Annotated in this window: 19 protein-coding genes; 11 read left to right on the top strand and 8 right to left on the bottom strand. The window is 60.2% G+C overall.

All coding sequences use genetic code 11. The annotated features are described in order from the left end of the window. Positions 1–14: 14 nt before the first annotated feature. On the bottom strand, positions 15–857 hold the full coding sequence (locus K529_RS07945; RefSeq protein WP_046002138.1) for a ferritin-like domain-containing protein: 843 nt from the start codon (positions 855–857) through the stop codon (positions 15–17). A 248-nt stretch (positions 858–1105) separates the two neighbouring features. Then, positions 1106–1567, bottom strand: a complete 462-nt coding sequence (locus tag K529_RS07940; protein ID WP_040644290.1) for a peroxiredoxin — start codon at positions 1565–1567, stop codon at positions 1106–1108. A gap of 61 nt (positions 1568–1628) precedes the next feature. Between K529_RS07940 and K529_RS07935 the strand changes: the two genes are divergently transcribed. The 9 genes from K529_RS07935 (at position 1629) to K529_RS07895 (ending at position 16205) form a co-directional block, all read left to right on the top strand. Next, a complete protein-coding gene (locus K529_RS07935) occupies positions 1629–5150 on the top strand; it encodes a YhdP family protein (RefSeq protein ID WP_046002139.1) in 3522 nt (1173 codons plus the stop codon). 84 nt (positions 5151–5234) lie between these two features. Next, complete coding sequence (gene queA / locus K529_RS07930; RefSeq protein ID WP_005658666.1) at positions 5235–6284, top strand: tRNA preQ1(34) S-adenosylmethionine ribosyltransferase-isomerase QueA; 1050 nt, start codon at positions 5235–5237, stop codon at positions 6282–6284. Between the two features lie 286 nt (positions 6285–6570). Next, positions 6571–7845, top strand: coding sequence for an MFS transporter (locus tag K529_RS07925; RefSeq protein WP_005658664.1), 1275 nt, complete (start codon positions 6571–6573; stop codon positions 7843–7845). A gap of 148 nt (positions 7846–7993) precedes the next feature. Further along, on the top strand, positions 7994–8572 hold the full coding sequence (locus K529_RS07920) for a DUF924 family protein (RefSeq protein ID WP_005658662.1): 579 nt from the start codon (positions 7994–7996) through the stop codon (positions 8570–8572). 164 nt (positions 8573–8736) lie between these two features. Further along, complete coding sequence (locus K529_RS07915; RefSeq protein ID WP_005658660.1) at positions 8737–9423, top strand: YiiX/YebB-like N1pC/P60 family cysteine hydrolase; 687 nt, start codon at positions 8737–8739, stop codon at positions 9421–9423. A gap of 189 nt (positions 9424–9612) precedes the next feature. Further along, positions 9613–11007, top strand: a complete 1395-nt coding sequence (gene lpdA, locus K529_RS07910) for a dihydrolipoyl dehydrogenase (protein WP_005658657.1) — start codon at positions 9613–9615, stop codon at positions 11005–11007. Positions 11008–11163: 156 nt separating this feature from the next. Continuing rightward, on the top strand, positions 11164–12348 hold the full coding sequence (locus K529_RS07905) for an MFS transporter (protein ID WP_052699521.1): 1185 nt from the start codon (positions 11164–11166) through the stop codon (positions 12346–12348). Between the two features lie 93 nt (positions 12349–12441). After that, positions 12442–15333 (top strand): excinuclease ABC subunit UvrA, encoded by a 2892-nt coding sequence (gene uvrA / locus K529_RS07900; protein WP_046002188.1) that lies wholly within the window; start codon positions 12442–12444, stop codon positions 15331–15333. 152 nt (positions 15334–15485) lie between these two features. After that, positions 15486–16205 (top strand): GIN domain-containing protein, encoded by a 720-nt coding sequence (locus tag K529_RS07895; RefSeq protein WP_005666190.1) that lies wholly within the window; start codon positions 15486–15488, stop codon positions 16203–16205. Here the strand turns inward: K529_RS07895 and K529_RS23805 are convergent. Together K529_RS23805 and K529_RS23800 are read right to left on the bottom strand one after the other, a co-directional pair. After that, positions 16189–16389, bottom strand: a complete 201-nt coding sequence (locus K529_RS23805) for a hypothetical protein (protein ID WP_005666192.1) — start codon at positions 16387–16389, stop codon at positions 16189–16191. The two genes, K529_RS07895 and K529_RS23805, sit on opposite strands and share 17 nt — an antisense overlap. An 18-nt stretch (positions 16390–16407) precedes the next feature. Beyond that, positions 16408–16641 (bottom strand): hypothetical protein, encoded by a 234-nt coding sequence (locus K529_RS23800; RefSeq protein ID WP_005666193.1) that lies wholly within the window; start codon positions 16639–16641, stop codon positions 16408–16410. Between the two features lie 112 nt (positions 16642–16753). On the opposite strand from K529_RS23800, the gene K529_RS07885 reads away from it, so the two are divergent. Continuing rightward, entirely contained in the window at positions 16754–17521 is a 768-nt protein-coding gene (locus K529_RS07885) for a helix-turn-helix domain-containing protein (protein ID WP_040643680.1), read from the top strand. Here K529_RS07885 and mmsB read toward each other — a convergent pair. From mmsB to K529_RS07870, 3 genes are read right to left on the bottom strand one after another with little or no spacing between them, the layout of a single operon-like run. Beyond that, the gene (gene mmsB / locus K529_RS07880) at positions 17518–18390 is read right to left on the bottom strand and encodes a 3-hydroxyisobutyrate dehydrogenase (protein ID WP_046002141.1); all 873 of its coding nucleotides are present in this window, start codon (positions 18388–18390) and stop codon (positions 17518–17520) included. The two genes, K529_RS07885 and mmsB, sit on opposite strands and share 4 nt — an antisense overlap. Before the next feature lie 4 nt (positions 18391–18394). Beyond that, positions 18395–19435 carry an enoyl-CoA hydratase/isomerase family protein gene (locus K529_RS07875; RefSeq protein WP_005635342.1) on the bottom strand — a complete coding sequence of 347 codons (1041 nt, stop codon included), beginning with the start codon at positions 19433–19435 and terminating at the stop codon, positions 18395–18397. Positions 19436–19459: 24 nt separating this feature from the next. Further along, complete coding sequence (locus K529_RS07870) at positions 19460–20605, bottom strand: acyl-CoA dehydrogenase family protein (RefSeq protein WP_005635344.1); 1146 nt, start codon at positions 20603–20605, stop codon at positions 19460–19462. A gap of 292 nt (positions 20606–20897) precedes the next feature. Here K529_RS07870 and K529_RS07865 point away from each other — a divergent pair, with 292 nt between their 5' ends. Further along, the gene (locus tag K529_RS07865) at positions 20898–22748 is read left to right on the top strand and encodes an O-linked N-acetylglucosamine transferase, SPINDLY family protein (protein WP_052032027.1); all 1851 of its coding nucleotides are present in this window, start codon (positions 20898–20900) and stop codon (positions 22746–22748) included. 79 nt (positions 22749–22827) lie between these two features. Here the strand turns inward: K529_RS07865 and K529_RS07860 are convergent, their stop codons facing one another. Next, positions 22828–23445, bottom strand: a complete 618-nt coding sequence (locus tag K529_RS07860; RefSeq protein ID WP_005635349.1) for a L,D-transpeptidase — start codon at positions 23443–23445, stop codon at positions 22828–22830. Positions 23446–23607: the final 162 nt, after the last annotated feature.

The following is a 23607-nucleotide window of genomic DNA, read 5'->3' as shown; positions in this document are numbered from 1 at the left end:
CAGAAGATTCGTCTTTAGCGGGCGTAGGCTGGGGCCTCGCCATCCGCGAGCGGCCAATAGAAATCCGGCGGCAGGCCGGCGTCGGCGCGTTTTTCCTCGTTGAAGGGCGGTTTGAGCGCGCCGTGGAAATATTTCTGCACCAATGCGTGGAACTCGGCCTTTGGGTCGAGGTTGTCGCGCCCGCAGAGGAAATTGAACCATTTGGCGCCATAAGCCACGTGGCCGACCTCTTCGGCATAGATCACTTCAAGCGCATCAAGCGCCTGTTGCACGCCTGCTTTGCGAAAAAGCGCAATCATGCCCGGGGTTACATCCAGCCCGCGCGCTTCCAGAACCATCGGTACCACGGCAAGGCGTCCCATCAGATCATCGACAGTGTCCTCGGCGGCGCGCCACATGCCCGCATGGGCGGGTAGGGCGCCGTAGTGGCTGCCAAGGCTTTCAAGGCAATCGCACATCAGGTTGAAATGCTTGGATTCCTCATCAGCGGATTTGACCCAGTCATCGTAAAAGCCAAGCGGCATCGGGACATGGGTAAAGCGCGCGATAATGTCCCAATGCAGATCGACGGCGTTGAGTTCGATATGGGCCACCGCATGCAGCAGTGCGATGCGCCCTTGCGGCGAACCGGGTTTGCGTTTTGGCACATCGCGAGGGTGCAGCAGCTCTGGCTCAGCTGGGCGGGCAGGGTGCAGCGGCGGCGTGGCGCTGCCGATGGCAATTTCGGGGGCATCCCCTGCGCGCGAGGCGTGCCAGGCGGCTGCGTGTTTATGCGACAGGGCGGTCTTGGCGCGTCCATCGGCACAATTGAGCACGTCGGTGGCCATCTGGGCGAGGGTGAGGGAGCTTTGGGTCATGGTCCTGTCCGTTTGGCGTCCTGAGTCTTTTGAGTTGTGCGGTGTATGCGGTCAGGCGGGCAGATGGATCAAGGCGCAACAGAGCGAAATATCTGGTTTGCGGGCTGGAGGTTTTGCGCTTTGCTGTGCAAATCGCCGGAGGGCGGGGCCGCGCCTTCGGCGCGGCCCCGCCCGGCCCAACGCTTTTGGGGGTGGCTCTGCCGCACCTCAAAAAGGGGCGGGAGCAGCCCGGTCTTTGTTGGCGTTGATCAGAGGGTCTTCACCGCCTCAAGGACCTCTTCGACGTGGCCGGGCACTTTGACTTTGCGCCAGATGCGGGCGATATTTCCGTCGCGGTCGATGAGAAACGTCGAACGCTCGATGCCCATGCTCTTGCGGCCATACATGTTCTTTTCCACCCAGACGCCGTAGTCTTCGCACATGCTGCTGTCGGCATCTGACAAAAGCGGTACGGTAAGCCCATGTTTTGCGACGAATTTATCGTGTTTTGCGACCGTGTCGCGGGAAATGCCAAACACTGCGGCCCCTGCATCGGCGAAGGCCTGCAGATGTTCGGAAAATCCGATGGATTCCTTGGTGCAACCCGGCGTATCATCGCGGGGATAGAAAAACAGAACAACGACCTGACCCTTCAGGTCCGAGAGGGCAACTTCACCGCCGCCGTCGCGTGGCAGGGTGAACGCAGGGGCAAGGTCAGAGGGTTCGAGCATGTTTTGGGTCTCCTCAAGGGTTCGCGCAAGAAATCTTGCAGTTGCGAACCATACATAGATCATGTCGGGCGAAGGAAAACCACAGATCGTCTCATCGCCGCAGGATGACCTGTCTGAGGCGGCAGAAGATGCACGGCCTGACGTATCCTCCGAGACTGACACCTTCGAGACCAAAACCACGGACGCGCCGCCCGCCGATTCAGGAACCGATCCCGCACCTGATCCAGAACCTGCCGCCAAACCCCGGCGCTGGCAGCGGCGTATGTGGAAGAGCGGTGTCTGGCTGGTGGCGCTTCTGGCCCTATTCGCGGCCGCAACGATGGTGCTTTTGGACAAGAGGCTGGATGCGCCGCAATGGCTGCGCGCCGAGGCAGAGCGGCGGATTGAGCGGCATCTGGGCGGGTTGCAGATCGAGTTTGGCGAGATCGAACTGGTGGTGCACAGTGGCTGGCGGCCGCGGCTCTCGCTGCGTGATGTGACGCTGTTTTATCCCGATGGCAGCCCGGCGGTGCATCTGGAGGATGCGCAGGCGGCGCTTGCCATGCGCCCGCTCCTGCGCGGTCAGCTTCGACCCAAACTGATTTCGCTCTCGGGGTTGTTTGCAACGCTTGAGACCGGGCGTGACGGGGCGGTGGCGCTCAGTTTTTCCGACGGGGCAACGCCGCTGCGGCAGGCGCGCAACCTGCCGCAACTGATCGACACATGGGATCGCCAGTTGGAACTCCCGATCCTGTCGGCGGTGACGCGGGTTGAGACCCAATCGGTGACGCTGAACTACATTGACCGCCGTATTGACCGCGCGTGGACGCTCGATGGCGGTGCGGTGCTGCTGTCGCGTGAGGGCGATAGCGTCAATATTGATGCCGGGTTTTCGGTCTTGAGCGGGCGCGAATATGCCAGCACGGTGGATGCCAATTACCGGTCGGATATTGGCGATACGGCGGCAGAGTTCGCGGTGGTGGTCGATCAGGTGCCCAGCGTCGATATCGCCAGCCAGAGCCCGGCGTTCGGGTGGCTGGATGTTCTGCGGGCGCCGATTTCAGGTGCCCTGCGCGGGGCGGTGGACAGCGACGGCAAACTGCTGCCGCTGACGGCGAGTTTGGAGATCGGCACGGGCGTGATCCAGCCAAACGATCAACTGAAGCCGGTGCCGCTGCAATCGGCGCAGAGCTTTTTCACCTTTGATCCGGCGCGCCAAGAGCTGGCGTTTACCCGTCTCTCGGTTGAGAGCGGCTGGGTCAGTGGCCAGATGGAGGGGCGTGCAGAGCTGGTAGGCGTGCGCGATGGCAGGCTGACCCAATTGGTCGGGCAATTGAGTTTCTCTGACCTCAAGGTCAATCCGCTGCGCCTTTATCCTGATCCTCTGGCGTTTTCCGGGGTGCAGGCAGATTTCCTGATGGAATTGCAGCCCTTCCGGTTGCGCCTTGGTGAGGCGCTTGTGCAGCAAGGAGACACCGATCTGCTGCTGCGGGGCGAGGTTCGGGCCGGTGCCAAAGGTTGGAGCTACGATCTGCAAGGGTCTGCCGATCGACTGGATGTGGCGATGGTCAAGGAAATGTGGCCCCCCTCTGCGCCGCCAAAGCCAAGAGCTTGGTTTTCAGAGAACGTGCTGGCGGGTGACATTCGCGACGCCCAATTTGCGCTGCGCGGTCGCGATGCGCAAAAGCCCTTTGTGGCGGTGGATCTCGGGTTTGAAAACGGCACCGTCAGGTTCAATAAATTCTATCCGCTCCTCAAAGGGGCGGCTGGACAACTGAGCATCTATGGCCAGCGGCTGGTCGTGACCGCCACCGAGGGCGGTGTGACTGCAAGACAGGGCGGGCGGATGGATTTGGCGGGGACGTCATTCATTATCCCGGATACTTCGCTGAAAGGCGACAACAGTCTTGGGATTTTGCGGGCCGAGTTGAAAGGCACAGCATTGGCGGCCCTGTCGCTCCTTAACCGTGAACCGCTGACCATCTTGAGCAACGTCGGCCTGCCGGTCGGGCTGGGCAGCGGTGAAGTGGAGTTGAGCGCAACCGCCTCGATGCCATTGAAGAAAAAGCTCGACGTTGCAGAGGTGGACTATCACTACGCAGGCCAGCTGCGGCGGGTGGCGAGTGACGTGCTGGTGCCCGGATATCCGATTGCCGCCGATGCGCTTTCGATCTCTGGCGACAATTCTCATGTGACCGTCTCGGGGCCCGGTACCTTTGCCGGGGTGCCTATTCGGGCCAAATGGCGTCAGGGCATCCGGCCCGGCAACCCGCCGGATGGCACCATTGAGGGCCATATTGAGCTATCGCCACGCACCATGAAGGCGCTCAATATCGGGTTGCCAGACGGGATGGTCAGTGGCAGCGGGCGCGCGATCCTAAAGGCGGTATTGCCGCCCGGTGAGCCGGTGCAACTTTCGGTGAATAGCGATCTCAAAGGGGTTGGTCTGCGACTGGCAGAGCTTGGCTGGAGCAAATCCGAAGGCAGCGCGGGCAGGTTGTCCTTTAATACGGTGCTGCAAAAGGCGCCTACGATTGAAAATCTGGTGCTGGAAGCCACAGGGCTGCGTGCTGCGGGGCGGGTCACGGTCAAACCTGACGGCGGTCTGGATCAGGCGCAGTTTTCCTCGGTGTCTCTCGGGGGCTGGTTGCAGGGTCCGGTCACGCTGAGGGGACGGGGCAACGCGACGCCCTCGCTCTCGATGACGGGGGGCTGGATCGATCTGGAACGCGCTCCGTTCAGCAGCCGGGATGAGGGGCGCTCGGCAGGTGGTGGCGGCAGCAACACGCCCATTTCACTGGCGATTGATCGACTGCAGGTGACACAAGAGTTGTCGCTGTCGCGGTTTCAGGGGCGCTTTGACACGCTTGGGGGGGTTAATGGCTCCTTTACCGGCAATCTGAACACGCTGACCCCGGTCGAAGGGGTGGTGGTGCCACAGGCCGGGGGGCTGGCCATGCGGCTGCGCTCTGCGGATGCGGGCGGCGTATTTCGCGCTGCCGAAGTGATGCGCGATGGCTATGGCGGCAGTTTTGAGATGACCATGGTGCCAGCGGTGCAACCGGGCGAATACAATGGTCAGTTGCGGGTGAATAACATCCGCGTCAAAAACACGCCGACGATTGCGGCGCTGATCAACTCGCTCAGCCTTGTGGGGCTGTTTGACGAGCTGTCCGGTCAAGGCATTCTGTTCACCTCAATGGAAGCGGATTTCCGGCTTGGGTCGCGGTATCTGACATTGGTCAATTCCTCGGCGGTGGGACCGTCGATTGGCCTGTCGATGGATGGGGTCTATGACCTCACCACCAGTCAGATGAACATGCGCGGGGTGCTCTCGCCGATCTATCTGGTCAATGCGATCGGCAGCGTGCTGACCCGCAAGGGCGAAGGGCTGTTTGGGTTCTCCTTTACCGTAAAAGGCAAGGCGGCGGATCCGGTGGTTTCCGTCAATCCGCTGTCGGGCATTGCGCCGGGATTCTTGCGTGAGATTTTTCGCGGTGAGGCCCCGAGGGCTCCGGGGGCAACGCCGCCTGCGAAAGAAGAGCGCCGCAAAACCGCAGAAGAACTGCGTGAAGAGCGGGCGCGGCGGCGTGATGCGCGCTAGGCTGACCCTTTGTAGGGGCCAAGCATGGAGGCGCGGTGCGATGGCCCATGGACTTTTGCGCAGGCGCGCAGTATCGCGCGAGCCATGAAACTTAGCGATTTTGATTTCGACCTGCCCGAGGATCTGATTGCGACACGGCCCGCCGTGCCGCGTTCTTCGGCGCGTTTGCTGGTGGCAGAACAGGACCGGATCACCGATGCCCGCGTCACCGATCTGCTGCAATGGCTGAATGCTGGTGACCGGCTGGTGCTGAACGACACGCGCGTGATCCCCGCGCGGCTGAGCGGACAGCGGCATCGCACCTCTGCCCAAGGCCCGGTGTCCGCCCGTATTGAGGTGACATTGCTGGAGCCGCAGGCCGACGGCTGTTGGAGCGGTCTTTTGAAGCCGCTCAAGAAAATCAAGATCGGGGAAACCGTGCGTTTCTCGGATGTGCTCTCGGCAGAGCTGGTTGATGTGGTCGAGGGCCAAGGGCGGCTGCGCTTTAATCTGGCGGGCGATGATTTCGACGCCGCATTGGCCGAGGCAGGCGCGATGCCGCTGCCGCCTTATATCGCCGCCAAACGTCCCGCAGATGAGCAGGACAAGACCGATTATCAAACCGTCTGGGCGCGCAGTTCCGGCGCGGTGGCGGCTCCGACGGCGAGCCTGCATTTTGACGAGCCTTTGCTGGCAGCGCTTGCGGCCAAAGGGGTGGAGTTCACCTATGTGACGCTGCATGTGGGCGCGGGAACCTTTCTGCCGGTCAAGGTCGAGGATGTGACCAGCCACAAAATGCACGCCGAATGGGGGCAGGTTACAGCCAAGGCCGCAGCCGAGATCGCCGCCACCAAAACCGCAGGCAAGCGGGTGATCCCTGTGGGCACCACGGCGCTGCGGCTGATTGAAAGTGCGGCGCGAGACAGCGGCGCAATTGCGCCTTGGGAAGGTGAGACGGATATCTTTATCTATCCGGGGTTCACCTTTCGGGTGGCCGATGCGCTGATGACCAATTTCCATTTGCCCAAATCCACCCTGATGATGCTGGTTTCGGCCTTGATGGGACAGGAACGGATGCGCTCTGTTTACGCGCATGCGGTAACCGAACGCTATCGGTTCTTCTCTTACGGTGACGCGTCGCTGCTGATTCCCTGACACGCGGCGGAGTATGCATTTCTTCCCTTGTCCGCTAGGCTTGGCCGGGCAGGGGGTTGACCCATGCTCCGACTGTGCGAAAGGTCGCCGCAAGACCACCCCGAGTCGGTATTGCCGGGTCAGGGTGACGATAAACAGACCATGACTGGAACCTTGCGGCGCGCGTGGGCGTTTGCGTTTGCATTCTGCCCCACTCCTTATTCGGCGTGGGCCGGGGTTTTTATGACAATACCGTGCGGCATAAGGCCCGCGGGCTCCTGACTCGGACCGAAGGAGAAGAGACGAGATGCTGCAAGTTCTGTCGAGCGCCTGGGCGCTCCTCTTGGGGATTGGCCTTTTGATGCTGGGCAACGGCCTGCAGGGGACGCTCTTGGGCGTGCGCGGTGGCATTGAGGGCTATTCAACCCTGACAATGTCACTGGTGATGTCCACCTATTTTGTTGGTCTGCTGCTGGGGTCATGGGTGGCACCGGGGATGATCCGGCGTGTGGGCCATGTGCGGGTCTTTGCGGCACTGGCCTCATTGATTTCGGCGGTGATGGTGATCTATCCAGCACTGCCGAACCCCTATATCTGGATGCTGGGCCGTCTGATCGTCGGGTTCTGTTTCTCGGGCGTGTATGTGACGGCGGAGAGCTGGCTCAATAATGCGGCTGACAATGAAAACCGCGGTAAGGCGCTGTCGCTCTATATGATCGTGATGACGCTGGGGCTGGTGGCCGCGCAGGGCTTTATCCTGATCGGTGATCCGGCGGGGTATCTGCCTTTCGTGATTGCCTCTATCGCGGTTTCGATCTCTTTTGCGCCGATTTTGCTGTCGATTTCACCAACCCCCGCCTTTGACACCGCCAAGCGGATGACCCTGCGCGAGCTGATGCAGGCGTCCCCTCTGGGCTGTGTGGGGATGTTCCTGATCGGCGGCGTGTTCTCGGCGCAGTTTGGTATGTCGGCGGTTTACGCCACCGAGGCCGGGCTGAAACTACATCAGGTCTCGCTTTTTGCCGCGAGCTTTTATGTCGGCGCCTTGTTCATGCAGTTTCCGCTCGGATTTTTGTCGGACCGGATGGATCGGCGTGTGCTGATTATGTTTGTGGCCGGGATTGCCGGGGTGACCTCGGTGATGGCGATGATGCTGAGCGGTTCTTTTATATTGCTGCTGATTGCCGCCTTTACCATCGGCGGGCTGATCAATCCGCTCTACTCGCTGCTTCTGGCACATACCAATGACTTCCTCGATCATGACGATATGGCCTCGGCCTCGGGCGGTTTGATCTTCATCAACGGGCTGGGGGCCTGTAGCGGTCCGGTGATCATCGGTTGGCTGATGTCAGACGATATCTTTGGCCCCAACGGCTTCTTCCTGTTTATGGCCGTGCTCTTGGGGGTCTTGGTCGCCTACGCCGGATATCGCGCAACGCAGCGTTCGACCATTCCCGTCGAAGAGACCGGCGTTATGCCCGCCATGAGCCCGTCCTCTACGTCTGTAGCGGTTGAAGTGGCGCAGGAATATGCCATCGAGACGGAACTCGAAGAGCAAGAAAACGCCGCTGTCACAGGCTGATAGCGCCAACACGCTGAAAAATTGGCCATCTCTTCACAAAAGTGACGGAGGTGGCCTTTTTTGTAACTTAACGTCACTTGTACTCGACCCGTGAATCAGGCTCATCATGGGGTGTCACGATAGTTTTACAGCCGGTGGAGAAAGACCAATGGCAGCCCCTGAAGAGATACTGGAATTCTGGCTCGATGAGGTCGGAGAAGAAGGCTGGTATCGCCAAGATGATGCGCTGGACGCAGAGATCCGAAAGCGGTTTGAACAGGCATGGCGCAATGCCTGCGAGGGGAGCTACTCGCTGTGGCTGACCTATCCCAGTGGCACATTGGCCTATATCATTCTACTGGACCAGTTCCCGCGCAATATGTTCCGTGGTGAAGCAAAGGCCTTCGCATCCGACCATATTGCGCTTGCGGTGGCCAAGGCGGCTGTGGATCGCAAATGGGATCTGAAAATCGATGAACCTGCACGGCAGTTCTTCTATCTGCCGATGATGCATTCCGAGAGCCTTTGCGATCAGGAACGCTGTGTGCGTCTGATCCACGAGCGGCTCGACAAGACCGGCGCGCAGAACCTGCTGCACGCGCGGGCGCACCGCGAGGTAATCCGCCTGTTTGGCCGCTTTCCCTATCGCAACGAGGCGTTGCACCGCCACAGCACCGCGCCGGAACTGGATTACGTCAGCGCCGGTGGCTATGGCTCCACCGTGCGGGAGTTGCAGGCCATCGCCTGAACCTGATTGATCCCGAAGCATTATAAAGCCCCGCCCTTCCATCCGGCGGGGCTTTTGCGTTTGCATGGGCGAGAAGCTGCCATGCCGTGAAAGAGCAGCGAAAAGATTGTCCGAAATCCGCAAGCCTGTGCAATTCTCTGCCGGAGGTGAGAGGTGGACGCGCGATGAAATTGCACGGGATGATTGTCGCGGGAGCCTTGTCTCTGGCCTCAGCGGCGATGTCGGATGAGCCAGATTGGGCAAGGCTCATGGCGGAGGCAGAATGGGACTGGCGGCCGGGCGATCTGATTTTTCGAAATGGCCTGAATGACGCGGATGATGTGCTCAAACATGCGTCGGACTCACCATGGGCGACGGTCGGGATATTGCGTGCCTCCAGTGGCGGGCCGCGGGTGGTTTATGTTGACGAGGCGGAGGGCGTGACGGAGGTCATGCTATACCGCTTTGTCGAAGAGCTGACACCAGAGGACTATGCGGTCTATCGTATTGAAAGCCTGTCCAGCACGCTTGAGGATGGCCAGCAATTACAGGGACCGCTGGCCCGGTATGCACTGAATGTGGCGTTTGGTGCGCCCTTTGATGTTCAGTTTCAGCTCGGCAATGACGCCTATTACAGCGCAGAACTGATTTACGAGGCCGCGATGTCAGCCGGGGTGAAACTGGCAGAGCCTGTCACGCTTGCCAGTCTTGCTGCTGCCGACACTGAACTGGGTGACAGGGTGCTGACAGCCGCGCATGCGTCGCAGGACTGTGCAAGCGCGCAATGCGGGTCTTTGGTTGCGGCGCAAAAGATCATCACGGTGAATGCGCTGCTCCGCTCGGATGCGCTGACGCAGGTTTTTCCAGAATAGGTGGGCGCATCGGTTGGCGGCGCGAAGTCGGATTTTTGGTTGAACCCGCAGTGTTGCTTGTTAGGGTCGCATGATGTGACGCCGCAGTCTGAGGCCGGACTGGTATCTGCTCTGCTTCGACAGTTGCGGCATCGAGGAAATTAGTTTAACGGTAAACTAGTTTTGGATCTTTGTTCATGAGGGAACACAATGGCCGCAGCATCCTATGACGTGATCGTAATCGGCGCAGGCCCCGGTGGCTATGTCGCCGCAATCCGGGCCGCGCAGCTCGGTCTGAAGACCTGCGTGGTCGAGCGCGAACACCTGGGCGGCATCTGCCTGAACTGGGGCTGTATCCCCACCAAGGCGCTGTTGCGGTCGTCAGAGGTGTTCCACCTGATGGAGCGGGCCAAGGATTTTGGCCTCAAGGCCGACAACATCGGCTACGACCTGAACGCGGTGGTGAAACGCTCGCGCGGCGTGGCCAAGCAGCTCTCGGCGGGCGTCAAAGGTCTGCTGAAAAAGCACAAGATCGACGTCGTGATGGGCGCGGCAACGATTCCAGCCAAGGGCAAGGTCTCGGTCAAGACCGACAAGGGCACCGAAGAGCTGACCGGCAAGAACATCATCGTCGCCACCGGCGCGCGGGCGCGGGAACTGCCCGGGCTGGAGGCCGATGGCGATCTGGTCTGGACCTATAAGCACGCACTCGACCCCAAACGCATGCCGAAAAAGCTGCTGGTCATCGGTTCCGGCGCGATCGGGATCGAATTTGCCAGCTTCTACAACACCTTGGGGTCGGACACGACCGTGGTCGAGGTGATGGATCGCGTCTTGCCGGTGGAGGACGAGGAAATCTCGAAATTCGCCAAGAAGGCGTTCGAGAAACAAGGCATGAAGATCATGCAAAAGGCGATGGTCAAGAAGCTCGATCGCGCCTCCGGCAAGGTCACCGCCCATATCGAAGTGGGTGGCAAGGTCGAGAAACACGAGTTTGACACGGTGATTTCTGCGGTCGGCATCGTCGGCAATACCGAAGGCCTCGGCCTCGAAGAGCTGGGCGTCAAGATCGACCGCACCCATGTCATCACGGATGAGTTCTGCCGCACCGGCATCGACGGCGTCTATGCCATTGGCGATATCGCCGGCGCGCCTTGGCTGGCGCATAAGGCCTCTCATGAGGGCGTGATGGTGGCCGAACTGATCGCTGGCAAACACGCCCATCCGGTGAAACCAGAAAGCATCGCGGGCTGCACCTATTGCCAGCCGCAGGTGGCCTCGGTCGGCTACACAGAAGCCAAGGCCAAGGAGCTGGGCTACAAGATCAAGGTCGGCCGCTTTCCCTTCATCGGCAACGGCAAAGCCATTGCCTTGGGCGAGCCGGAGGGTCTGATCAAGACCATCTTTGACGAGAAAACCGGCGAGCTGTTGGGCGCGCATATGGTGGGCGCGGAAGTCACCGAGCTGATCCAGGGCTATGTGGTTGGTCGCCAGCTGGAGACCACCGAAGAGGACCTGATGAATACCGTCTTCCCGCATCCGACCCTATCGGAGATGATGCATGAAAGTGTGCTGGATGCCTTTGACCGGGTGATCCACCTCTGATCTGCGCATCTTGGGATGTTTTCAAAGGCCGGGTGTTTCGCCCGGCCTTTTTTGGTGCGGTTTGTGTGGGTACAAAATAGCTGCCATGTCATCTGGCGTCCCGAAGAGCGCAGGCATAGGGTGGCGGCTGATTTTCAGTGGTATGAGAGCAGTCGGATGCAGCAGCAGGAGCGTGGGACAAACTGGGTCATGGTGCTGCTGATCTGGGCGGCGGGTCTGGGGGCTGCGGCGCAATACGGCAAGATCGCGGTGATCTTTGACCGGCTGCCCGCGCTCTATCCCGGTGTTGGCGCGGCGATGGGCTGGACCGTGTCGCTGGTCGGAGTGCTGGGGATCGTCTTTGGCGTGGTGGCGGGGCTGTTTGTCTCGGCCTTTGGGTATCGGCGCACACTGGTCTGCGCGCTGGCGCTTGGCGCGGTCATGTCGGCCCTGCAGGCGCTGCATCTGCCCTTCGGCCTGTTCCTGCTAACGCGGGTGGTAGAGGGGATCTCGCATCTCGGTGTGGTGGTCGCCGCGCCGACACTGATGGCGATCCTGGCAAGCGGCCCGGCGCGCGGATTGGCGCTGACGATCTGGAGCACCTTTTTTGGTGTGGCCTTTGCGATCCTGAGCTGGGCCGGGCTGCCGCTGGTCGATGCCTATGGCGTGCTGGCGCTGTTTGGCGTGCATGCGGCGATCATGGCTGTGCTTGCGGTGATCCTGCATGTGGCGCTGCGAGATGTGCCGGTGCCTGCCCGCACGCGCTATCCGGACCTCGCCGCCTTGCCCGCCTTGCATCTGAGCATCTACCGGTCCCCCTACAAACTCGCACCCGCGGCGGGGTGGCTGTTCTACACCTGCTGTTTTGTTGCGGTGCTGACGGTGCTGCCGCCTTTTCTCGACGAGAGCATCCGCCCGCATGTGATGGGGGCGATGCCGCTGGTGTCCATTGCGGTGTCGATGACAATCGGCGCACTGCTGCTGCGGCAGATACCCGGTGTGACGGTGGTGCAGATGGGGTTCCTGATTGGCGCGGCGGCGATGCTGTGGCTTTGGGCCATGCCGGGGCATTGGCTGGCCTGTATGGCGCTTGCGGCGGGGTTCGGGCTGGTGCAGGGCGCAAGCTTTGCCGCCGTGCCGCAGCTCAATGACATCGCCGCCGCGCAATCAGAAGCCAATGGCGCCATGGCGCAGGCGGGCAATCTGGGCAATGCCATCGGCACGCCGCTGTTTGTCGCGGTGATCGCATTTGGGGGCTATGGCGCATTGATGCTGACGGTGGCACTGCTGCTTTTCTGTGGCGCGGTGGTGCATCAAAGCCTCGCTTCTCAGCGCCGCCGCTGGGCCGCTGACAGTTTCTGACAGCACAGCGCGCACCGTTCCCTGTCTGTTCCGCATTTTCTCTTGGAGACTCGGGGCAGCTCACCTATGTGTATTGCAAAGTTTGGGGGCGATATGGCTGAGTTGAAGAATATCGAGGTGCGCGGCGCGCGCGAGCACAATCTCAAGAACATCGACGTGGACATTCCGCGTGATGAGTTGGTGGTGATTACCGGCCTGTCGGGATCGGGCAAATCGAGCCTTGCGTTTGACACCATCTATGCCGAGGGGCAGCGCCGCTACGTTGAATCCCTCAGCGCCTATGCGCGCCAGTTCCTCGATATGATGGAAAAGCCGGATGTGGATCATATCTCGGGCCTTTCGCCTGCGATCTCCATCGAGCAGAAGACCACCTCGAAAAACCCGCGCTCCACCGTCGGCACCGTCACCGAGATTTACGACTATCTGCGACTGTTGTTTGCCCGCGCGGGCACGCCCTACAGCCCCGCCACCGGCCAGCCCATCGAGGCGCAGCAGGTGCAGGATATGGTCGACCGGATCATGACGCTGGAAGAGGGCACGCGCGGCTATCTGCTGGCGCCCATCGTGCGCGACCGCAAGGGCGAGTACAAAAAAGAGATGCTGGAACTGAGGAAGCAGGGGTTCCAGCGCGTCAAGGTGGATGGGGAATTCCACGACCTTGATACGCCGCCCACGCTCGACAAAAAGTTCCGCCATGACATTGACGTGGTGGTGGACCGGCTGGTTGTAAAAGAAGGCATCGAGACCCGGCTGGCGGACAGCTTGCGCACCGCGCTGGATCTGGCGGACGGGATTGCCATTCTGGAGACCGCCCCGCGTGAGGGCGACCCGGAGCGGATTACCTTTTCCGAGAATTTCGCCTGTCCCGTCAGTGGTTTCACCATCCCCGAGATCGAGCCACGGCTGTTTTCCTTTAACGCGCCCTTTGGGGCGTGTCCCCATTGTGACGGTCTGGGCGTGGAGCTGTTCTTTGACGAACGCCTCGTGGTGCCGGATCAGAGCCTCAAGGTCTATGACGGGGCGCTGGCGCCCTGGCGCAAGGGCAAATCGCCCTATTTCCTGCAGACCATCGAGGCCATCGCCAACCACTATGAGTTCGACAAGAACACGCCGTGGAAGGATCTGCCCGCGCATGTGAAACAGGTGTTCCTGCATGGCTCCGGCGATGAGGAAATCGCCTTTCGCTACGACGAGGGGGGGCGCGTCTACAATGTGACCCGCGTCTTTGAGGGCGTGATCCCCAATATGGAACGCCGCTACCGCGAGACGGATTCCAACTGGGTGCGCGAGGAGTTCGAGCGCTACCAGAACAACCGTGATTGCGGCCATTGCGGCGGTTATCGTTTGCGCGAAGAGGCGCTGGCGGTGAAAATCGGCCCGGCGGGAGGCCCCGCCGAGCATCGTCTGCACGTGGGGCAGGTGGTGGAGAAATCCATCCGCGAGGCGCTGGCATGGATCGAAGAGGTGCCGAGCCACCTCACCGCGCAAAAACAAGAGATCGCCCGCGCCATCGTCAAGGAAATCCGCGAGCGTCTTGGCTTCCTCAACAATGTCGGGCTGGAGTATCTGACCCTCTCGCGCAACGCGGGCACGCTCTCGGGCGGGGAAAGCCAGCGCATTCGTCTGGCGAGCCAGATCGGCTCTGGTCTGACGGGGGTGCTATATGTGCTGGATGAGCCTTCAATCGGTCTGCACCAGCGTGACAATGACCGGCTGATCACCACGCTCAAGAACCTGCGCGATCAGGGCAATACCGTCATCGTGGTCGAACATGACGAGGATATGATCCGTCAGGCCGATTACGTCTTTGATATTGGTCCCGGTGCCGGGGTGCATGGCGGCCAGGTCGTCAGCCACGGCACGCCCGCCGCCGTTGAGGGCGATGCGGGGTCTGTGACCGGGCAGTATCTGGCCGGAACGCGCGAAATTGCGGTGCCCGCCACCCGGCGCAAGGGCAACAAGAAGAAGATCAAGGTGGTGAAGGCCACCGGCAACAATCTGAAAAACGTCACCGCCGAATTCCCGCTGGGGAAATTTGTCTGCGTCACCGGCGTGTCGGGGGGCGGCAAATCGACCCTGACCATCGAGACGCTGTTCAAGACCGCCTCCATGCGCCTCAACGGTGCGCGCCAGACGCCTGCGCCTTGCGAGACCATCAAGGGGCTGGAGCATCTGGACAAGGTGATCGACATCGACCAGCGCCCCATCGGGCGTACACCACGTTCGAACCCTGCGACCTATACCGGGGCGTTCACACCGATCCGTGACTGGTTTGCCGGTCTGCCCGAAGCCAAGGCGCGCGGGTATAAACCGGGGCGGTTCTCCTTTAATGTGAAGGGCGGGCGCTGCGAGGCCTGTCAGGGGGACGGGGTGCTGAAGGTCGAGATGCATTTCCTGCCCGACGTCTATGTCACCTGTGAGACCTGCAACGGCGCGCGCTACAACCGCGAGACGCTGGAGATCAAGTTCAAGGGCAAGAGCATTGCCGACGTGCTGGATATGACGGTGGAAGACGCGCAGGAGTTCTTTGCCGCCGTGCCGACGATCCGCGACAAGATGGACGCGCTGATGCGGGTGGGTCTTGGCTATATCAAGGTGGGCCAGCAGGCGACGACGCTCTCGGGCGGTGAGGCGCAGCGGGTGAAGCTGTCCAAGGAGTTGGCGAAGCGCTCCACCGGTCGGACGCTCTATATTCTTGATGAGCCGACCACGGGTCTGCATTTCGAGGATGTGCGCAAACTGTTGGAAGTGCTGCATGAACTGGTGGAGCAGGGAAATTCTGTGGTGGTGATCGAGCACAACCTTGACGTCATCAAGACCGCCGACTGGTTGATCGATATTGGTCCCGAAGGCGGTGATGGCGGCGGTGAGATCGTGGCATCGGGCACCCCAGAGCAAGTGGCTGAAGAGCCGCGCAGCCATACTGGGCATTATTTGAAACCGATGCTGGCGGCCAAGGCGCGCAAGAAGGTCGCGGCCGAGTAAGGGCCAAAGGGCGAGGGGCGCTGCCCCTCGCGCTCCCCGGGATATTTGGCGTTAGAAGAGGGACGGGGCGTGAGAGATTTATCCCGCATCTCTTGAATAGCTGTGATCCGCACCTCAATTAAGTAAAGCGTTTTAACATTGAGGGTATTGTCATGGGAGTGCGAGCGATTTCTGCACGGGGCTTGGGTCTTGCTGCTGTCATTCTTGCTGCTGGAACTGCAGCGCGGGCGGAGGTGACCGAGTTTGAATTCACGGATTTTGACAGGATTGTCCTTTCGGAGGCGATTGAGCTTACGGTGAACACCGGTGCGGAGGCCTATGCTGTGCGCGGAGAGGCCGGGGGGCTATCCGGGACGGCACGCCTGCAGGTGAAGCAGGAGGGGGACACGCTGAAGATTGAGCGCACTGAGCGCTGGTCGCCGATGATGGGGCTATTGGATGGGCAACTGCGGGTCTATGTCGATCTGCCCGAGCTGAAGGAATTGACCGTGGACTCGGCGGCGCTGGCGCGCGTGTCGGGCAAGGCCGCGCAGACGGTGGTGTTCAACGTGGACAGCGGCGGCCAGCTTGAGGTGTCGCAGCTGGACAGTGAGTTGGTGCGCGTTCACGCGAGCTCTGGTGGGGATCTTGAGATCTCTGGCCGCTGCAGCAAATTGGATGTGACCGCAAGCAGCGGTGCTGATGCGGATCTGGAGGATCTGCGCTGTCAAGACGTGCGCGTTGTGGCCTCTAGCGGGGCGGATGTGGATGTCACCGCCACCACCCGCTTGGAGGGCGATGCCAGTAGCGGGGGTGATATTTCCGTCGAGGGGCAACCAGCACAGCGTGAGGTGCGCAGTTCCAGCGGCGGCAATATCAGCTTTGACGACTAAACTGTGCGTCTGAAGGCGATGCAGGGGCGCTGCGCAGCAATGGCACCATGAACATCGCCAGAAAAACGGTGTTCATCACCACATTGAACCCGGCCCCAGAGAGCATGGAGCCGAGGCTGTCGGGGAGATACCATGCCAAAAGCGCCGGGATCAAAATCCGGCGCGCGAGGGTTGGGTTTTGCAAAAAGAGCCTTGTGGTGATCTACCAGACCAGCACGCCCAGCCCGCACAGCAGCCCACCGGAAATCGCCATCATCAACTGCGCGACCTCGTGATCCATGTCTTGTGTGCGATCCAGCGGCAAGAACGCGAGATCTACGAATACCAACCCCGCGGGCTTGAGCGGGCTATGCGGGGCCAGCATGAGCATGAGGCCAAAGAGCACTGTGCCCGCAGAGGTCAGGCGCAGTAGTTGCGCGGCAAGTTTGGGTGTCATCGTTATTTCCCTTTTGATGCGTCATTGCGCAAAGCATTCTGGAAATGAGGGAGGTGTTTCAATTACCTCTGAGGTAACTGTAGGCCCATCAGGGGAGAACACCGAGGTGAGCATGGGGGATTTTGGAGCTCAGTTGAAGGACTGGCGACAACTGCGCCGGATGAGCCAGCTGGATCTGGCGCTTACGGCGGAGGTCTCGGCGCGACATGTGTCGTTTCTGGAAACCGGACGGGCGCAGCCCAGCCGCGAGATGGTTCTGCGTCTTAGCCGAGAATTGCAGTTGCCGCAGGCGGAGGTCAACGCTCTGTTGGCGGCGGCGGGTTATGCGCCTATCTATGGTGCGCGGGATCTGGGCGATGCGCAGATGGCCCCAGTGCGCGCAGCGGTGGAGTGGATGCTGGAGCGCCACGCGCCTTATCCGGCAATCGCGCTGGATCGTCATTGGCGGTTGCAGCAGGTAAACGCACCGGCACAGAGGCTTATGTCGCCTGTGGGACTGGATGTCGGTGACAGTCTGTTGGACGCGATGCTTCTGAACGACCGGCTGCGCGAAAATATCACCAACCTTGAGGAGGTGGAGCGGCTGATCTTGCACCGGTTGCGCAGTGAGCTTGTGCATTTTGGCCGAGACAGCGTGATCGAGGATCATGTGGCGCGGCTGAAATCCCGGGTCTCGACGGATGCGGTGCTTTCGATGCAGCCGCTGCCCGCGATGATCCCGACCCGCTATCGGATTGCGGGGCAGGTGCTGTCGTTTTTCTCGGCAATGTCGCAGTTCGGCACGGTCGAGGATATCGCCCTGTCGGAACTGCGGATCGAGTGCATGTTTCCAGCGGATGAGGCCACGCGGGTGGCGCTCATCCAGTTGGGTGGGCCTTAGCCGCGACCGCGCTTTTCAAACCGGGGCAGCATAGCGGAGAAATCCTTGCCTTTGCCATCCTCGTTGTCGACGAACTGGGTATAGAGGGCTTCGGCCAGTTGTCCCATCGGCGTATCGGCATCGGCGCTGCCTGCGGCCTGTTGCGACAGGCGCAGGTCTTTCAGCATCAGATCGGCGGCAAATCCCGGCTGATAGCCATTGTCCGCAGGAGACTGCGGTCCGACGCCGGGGGCCGGGCAATAGGCGTTCATCGACCAGCTGTAGCCCGATGAGGTCGAGACCACATCGAACATTTTCTGCCGGTCAAGGCCCAGTTTGTCGGCCAACGCAAACGCCTCGCAGGTGGCAATCATGGTGACGCCGAGGATCATGTTGTTACAGATCTTGGCAGCCTGACCGGCGCCGGCATCGCCGCAATGCACGGCCTTTTGGCCCATGATATCAAAGAGTGTCGCAGCCTTCGCGAAGGCCTCCGCAGAGCCACCCGCCATAAAGGTCAATGTCCCGCCAGCAGCACCACCGATGCCGCCGGAGACCGGCGCATCAACCGCGAGCAGGCCAGCTGCCGCCGCCTGATCTGCCACAGCGCGCGCACTGTCCACATCCACGGTGGAGCAATCGACAAAGGCTGCGCCCGCACCCATGGCGGGGATGATCTCGGAGGCCACATGGCGCAGGATGTCGCCATTGGGCAGCATGGTGATGACCACATCCGCGCCCCTTGCGGCCTCGGCAGCACTTTCGGCCATGGTGACGCCTTCGATCGCGACATCTGCCATATCAAAGCCGGTCACGTCATGGCCTGCCTTGGCGAGGTTTGCCGCCATCGGGCCGCCCATGTTGCCAAGTCCGATAAATCCGATTTTCATGTGTTTAGTCCTCTTCAAAACTCAGCGCGTCTCGCCCGAGCGGCTGGAGCATTTGGCTCACGGCCACCGCAGGCACTGTGCCATCGGTGTATTGCCACTTGGGCGATTTGTCCTTGTCGATGATCAGCGCCCGTACCCCTTCGAGGAGGTCGCCTTTCTCCATCGCACGATAGGTGAAACGATACTCCAGATCCAAGGCGCTGCGCATAGTTGTGGTGGAGGACCGCAGGCGGTGGATCATTTCCACCGTCGTCGCCACCGAGAGCGGCGAGCCGCGCAACAGCACCTTGAGGCACTCCGCAGCAAATGCGTCATCGCGCGTCTTGAGCGTGGTCAGAATATCGGCTGAGGTCTCGCCCGCAAACGTCGCGTCGATGTCGTTCTGCATGGCTTTCAGCGAGCTTTCGGGGGCTTGCTGTGCGGCGGCCTCAAGGACGGCGATATCGCCCGTTTCCGCAAGGGCTGAGATTAGCGAGGGCCAGTGATCTTCGGGGATGTAGTAATCCGCAAAGCCCGCATAGACCGCATCGCCCGCCGTCATCCGATGGCCGGTGGTGCCGAGGTATTCGCCCAGTCGCCCCGGTGCCAGCGACAGCAAAAGTGAGCCGCCCACGTCAGGCACGAGGCCAATACCGCATTCCGGCATCGAGAGTTTGGAGCTGTCGCCAACGATACGGTGGGTGCCGTGACAACCGATGCCGACGCCGCCCCCCATGGTAAAGCCCTGAAGGAAGCTCACCACCGGTTTGGGATACTCAAAGATGCGGGCGTTCATGCGGTATTCGTCCCGCCAGAACCTGCGGCCATAGTCGAAATCGCCCTTGGTGCCGGTCTCATAGAGTTCGGCAATATCGCCGCCTGCGCAGAATGCTTTGTCACCAGCCGCGTCGAACATCACCAGCGCCACGGTGTCGTCCTTGGCCCAGTCCTTGAGTGCGTCGTCAATGGCAAGGCACATGTCATATGACAGTGCATTCAGGGCTTTTTCGCGGGTCAGAGTGATCCGCCCCGCGCGGCCTTCGATACGGATGTGGATGTCGCTCATCGCGCCTGTCCTCCCCTGAAAATCTTAGTGGTTTTCCGCCAGCATATGACGGGCGACGATCACGCGCATGATCTCATTGGTGCCTTCAAGGATCTGGTGCACGCGCAGGTCACGGACCAGTTTCTCGATGCCGTAATCCGCAAGGTAGCCGTAGCCACCGTGCAATTGCAGACATTGATCCACCACTTTGGAGCCCGTCTCGGTGACGAATTTCTTGGCCATCGCGCAGAACTTTGACGCGTCTGGTTCGCCCTGATCGAGCTTCCACGCTGCCTGACGCAGGAAGGTGCGCGCGGCCTGAAGTTCGATCTCCATATCCGCGAGGCGAAATTGCAGCCCCTGGAACTGGTCGATGGATTTCCCAAACGCCTTGCGCTCGGACATATATTGCAACGTGGCGCTGAGGCCGGCCTGTGCGGCGCCGAGCGAGCAGGCCGCGATATTCAGTCGCCCGCCATCCAGACCCTTCATGGCGTATTTGAAACCATGGCCCTCTTCGCCCACAAGATTGCCTGCAGGGACGCGGCAGTCGTCGAATTGGACCTGTGCGGTGGGCTGGCTCTTCCAGCCCATCTTGTCCTCAAGCCCGCCAAAGGACAGACCCGGCGTGCCATCCTCGACATAGACGGTGGAGATGCCCTTGGGGCCGTCTTCGCCCGTGCGCACCATGCAGACATAGGCATCGGAATAGCCGCCGCCGGAGATGAACGCCTTGGTGCCATTCAGCACATAGCCCTCGTTATCGCGGGCGGCGCGGGTCTTGAGCGAGGCCGCATCGGAACCGGAGCCCGGCTCAGTGAGGCAGTAGCTCAGCACCGTATTGAGGCTCATTACGTCGGGCATGACGCGCGCTTTCAGTTCGTCGCTGGCGAACATATCCAGCATCTTGGCGCACATGTTGTGGATCGACAGAAAGGCTGCCACCGATGGGCAGGCCATCGAGAGCGCCTCAAACACCAAGGTTGCATCAAGGCGCGACAGGCCAGAACCGCCGGTCTCTTCGCTCACATAAAGGGAGCCAAAGCCCAATTCGCCGACCTTGGGCCACAGATCCTTTGGGATGGTGCCCTCAGATTCCCACTGGCGGGCAAACGGCGCGATGTTTTCCTGCCCAAAGCCATAAGCCATATCGAAAATGGCCGTCTGCTCTTCTGTCATTGCGAAGTCCATGGGCTCTCCTCCCCGTTTCATGTGCGGCCGCAGTGCGGGCCACAAGAATTGAACAACTGTTTATTTATTACGCGGCTCGGGGCAGCACTTCAATATGCGGAACTGCAAGATGATCCTGCATGGTTGCGGCAATCCGCGCAAATTACAGGGGATCGGTCACAATTTTTCCACGAATTCACGCGGGATTTGAGGGAAATTTTAAGACCTCTGCGCCACTACTTTGGACCAAACGCACTACTGTTTCAGCAGGGAACAGGTGCAAATTCACAGTCTGAGAAGGAGCGTGATCCTCGTGTCGCAGCCCAATCAAACCAGCAAACTCGCCGTGATGCAGAATGCAAAACCGCAGTTTCCAGAGTTCGAAAAATTTGCCGAGTCCATCAAGTCGCAGGAACGTGCGAAATTCGCCTATGAGATGAAGCACGGGCTGCGCAATAATCGCGCAAAGGACGAAAAACCAAAGGAAACCGCGCAAAAACTCCTGAAAAAGGCGCGGGCGCTGATCCTGAAGCACGAGAACAAGCAGGCAGAAACAGTGCTGCGGCAGGCCATCTCGCTGGAGCCTAAAGACGCCAGCATGCATGCGCTATTGGGTGAGGTTCTGATGAAGGACAGCGCCCGGCTGATGGACGCGCTGTCGTGCCTGATGCAAGCGGTCAAGCTGGAGCCGACATTTGGCGGCCATTACGCCTTGATCGGAACGCTCTTGATGCGGTTGCAAAAATTCGAGGAAGCGATCGACTATTTTGAAATCGCGGTAAAGTTTGACCCTAAAAACTACATCGCGCTTTCTCGCATGATGCACATCAAGGCGCATCGCGCGCGCTGGGACGGTTTTGAAAAGATCCCGACCTACCTCAAGCAATTCAATAATACGCGCGTTCTGTCGGATCCCTTTGCATTCCTGTCCCTGTGCGATGACGGGGAATTCCAGAAACAGCGCTCCCTCTCTCAGGTGCGGGCAAAGCTGACCAACCCGGTCAAAGCGCCGATTTACACCGGTGGTCGCCCTGCAGGGAAGAAACTGCGGATCGGGTATTTTTCCAACGACTATTACAACCACGCGACCATGCATCTGATGGGTGGTTTGTTGGAGAACCACGACCGCGAAAGGTTTGAGCTGTATCTTTATGACTACGGCTCCAAAATGCGCGACCACGAACACAACCGCGCCCGTCAGAGCGCAGACGTGTTCCATGATATTCGCCATATGACCACAGCGCAGATTGTGGATCTGGCGACCCGTGACGGTCTGGATATCGCAGTTGATCTGAAAGGTTTCACCGAGGGCGGGCGGCTTGACATGTTCAACAGTCGCGTGGCGCCAGTGCAGGTGGCCTATCTGGGCTATCCCGGCACCTCGGGCCTGAAATCGATGGATTATATGGTGGCGGACCGGATCACGATCCCGTCCCATCTGCGCAAGCATTACACCGAAAACATCCTCTATATGCCGAACTGCTATCAGCCCAACGATGAGAGCCGCTACATCGCGCAGATGTATGACAGCCGCGAGAGCCATGACCTGCCGGAAGAGAGCTTTGTGTTCTCCACCTTCAACAACCCCTATAAGGTCACCCCGCGCGAATTCGACATCTGGATGAACCTCCTCAAGGAGGTGCCGGACAGCGTGCTTTGGTACTATGTCTCCAATGCGGATATCATCGACAGGCTGCGCAAGGAGGCAGAGGCGCGCGGCGTTGATGGTGCGCGGATCATTCCGACCGGACGGATGCAGCCAGAGTATCATCTTGCACGTCTGAAACATGCGGATCTGTTTCTGGATACCTTCAACGTCAACGCCCACACCACCGCAAGCGACGCGCTTTGGGCGGGCCTGCCGCTGGTCACCAAAACCGGTGAGCAATTTGCGGCGCGGGTTGCAGGCAGCATTCTGACAGCCGCCGGGCTAGAGGATCTGGTGACCACGACCGAGAAGAAGTATCATGATGTGGCGCTGCGGATCGCGCAGGATCCGGACTATCTGGCGGATATCCGCATGCGTCTGGCCGCGTCTCACGGCAACTCACCTCTGTTTGATACCCAAGGCTATACCCGCGACTTTGAAAGGCTGATGGAGCGGGCGTTCCAGAACTATCTGGATGGCAATGCACCGCGCAGCATGGGGATTTCCGCAGCCTGAGTTCAGGCGCTGTCATCAATAAAAAAAGCCGCGTCTCATAAAGAGGCGCGGCTGTCAGTCGCTTCAGCAATACTATCGCTCAGAGCAGTCGAACCTGCGTGCCGATTTTCACCATCGGATAAAGCTTCTCGACGTGTTGGTTATAAAGTCCGATGCACCCGGAGGAGCTTTGACGGCCGATTTTGCGGGTGTCATGCGTGCCATGCACAAGGTAGGCGGGCCAATCCAGATAGAGCGCGCGGGTTCCAAGTGGGTTGTTGGGCACCCCCCCTTCGATACGCCGCGGCAATGTGGGATCGCGCTCGCGCATATTGGCGGTGGGCGTCCAACTGGGGTTTTCCCGCTTGCGCACGATCTTGGAATAGCCGCGACGGGTCAGGTCTTCGCTCATCGGCACTGAGGACGGGAACAGAATATATGTTTCGCCATCACCCCCCCAATAATGCAATGCGCGGCTTTCGATATCCGCCAGCAGACAGCCAACGCCCAGCGTTTCAAAGTGATCCTGCCAGCGCTGTTGCTGGAAGGAGGACACATTCCGCTTAACGGGAACCTGATCGTGAATCGCCTCGACGGTGGTTGGAAACGCGTCGGTGGACTGTGCGCGCAGCAAGCTCGGCGTTGCCAGCGTCGCTGCGGCGCCTGTCATCAACGCGCGACGTGAAAGGGTAAAACGGGATTTGGTGAAGTCGGACATTGGCCCATCCTCATTCGGTTTAATTGCTCGATCTCTTTGCGAGACCATATGAGAGCGGGCGTGCCAACGCCAGTGGCCTGCTGCCAGACCTCGGGTGACATTTGCGTGAGCCGCGCGAGAGCAGCGAAATTGGCAAGAAACAGCCGAGGGACAAAACGAGAA

This window comes from Tritonibacter mobilis F1926 (genome assembly GCF_000376545.2).
In the GTDB taxonomy this organism is placed as follows: domain Bacteria; phylum Pseudomonadota; class Alphaproteobacteria; order Rhodobacterales; family Rhodobacteraceae; genus Epibacterium; species Epibacterium mobile.
The sequence above is the reverse complement of the archived record's forward strand: the minus strand, read 5'-3'. Positions and strand labels throughout refer to the sequence as shown.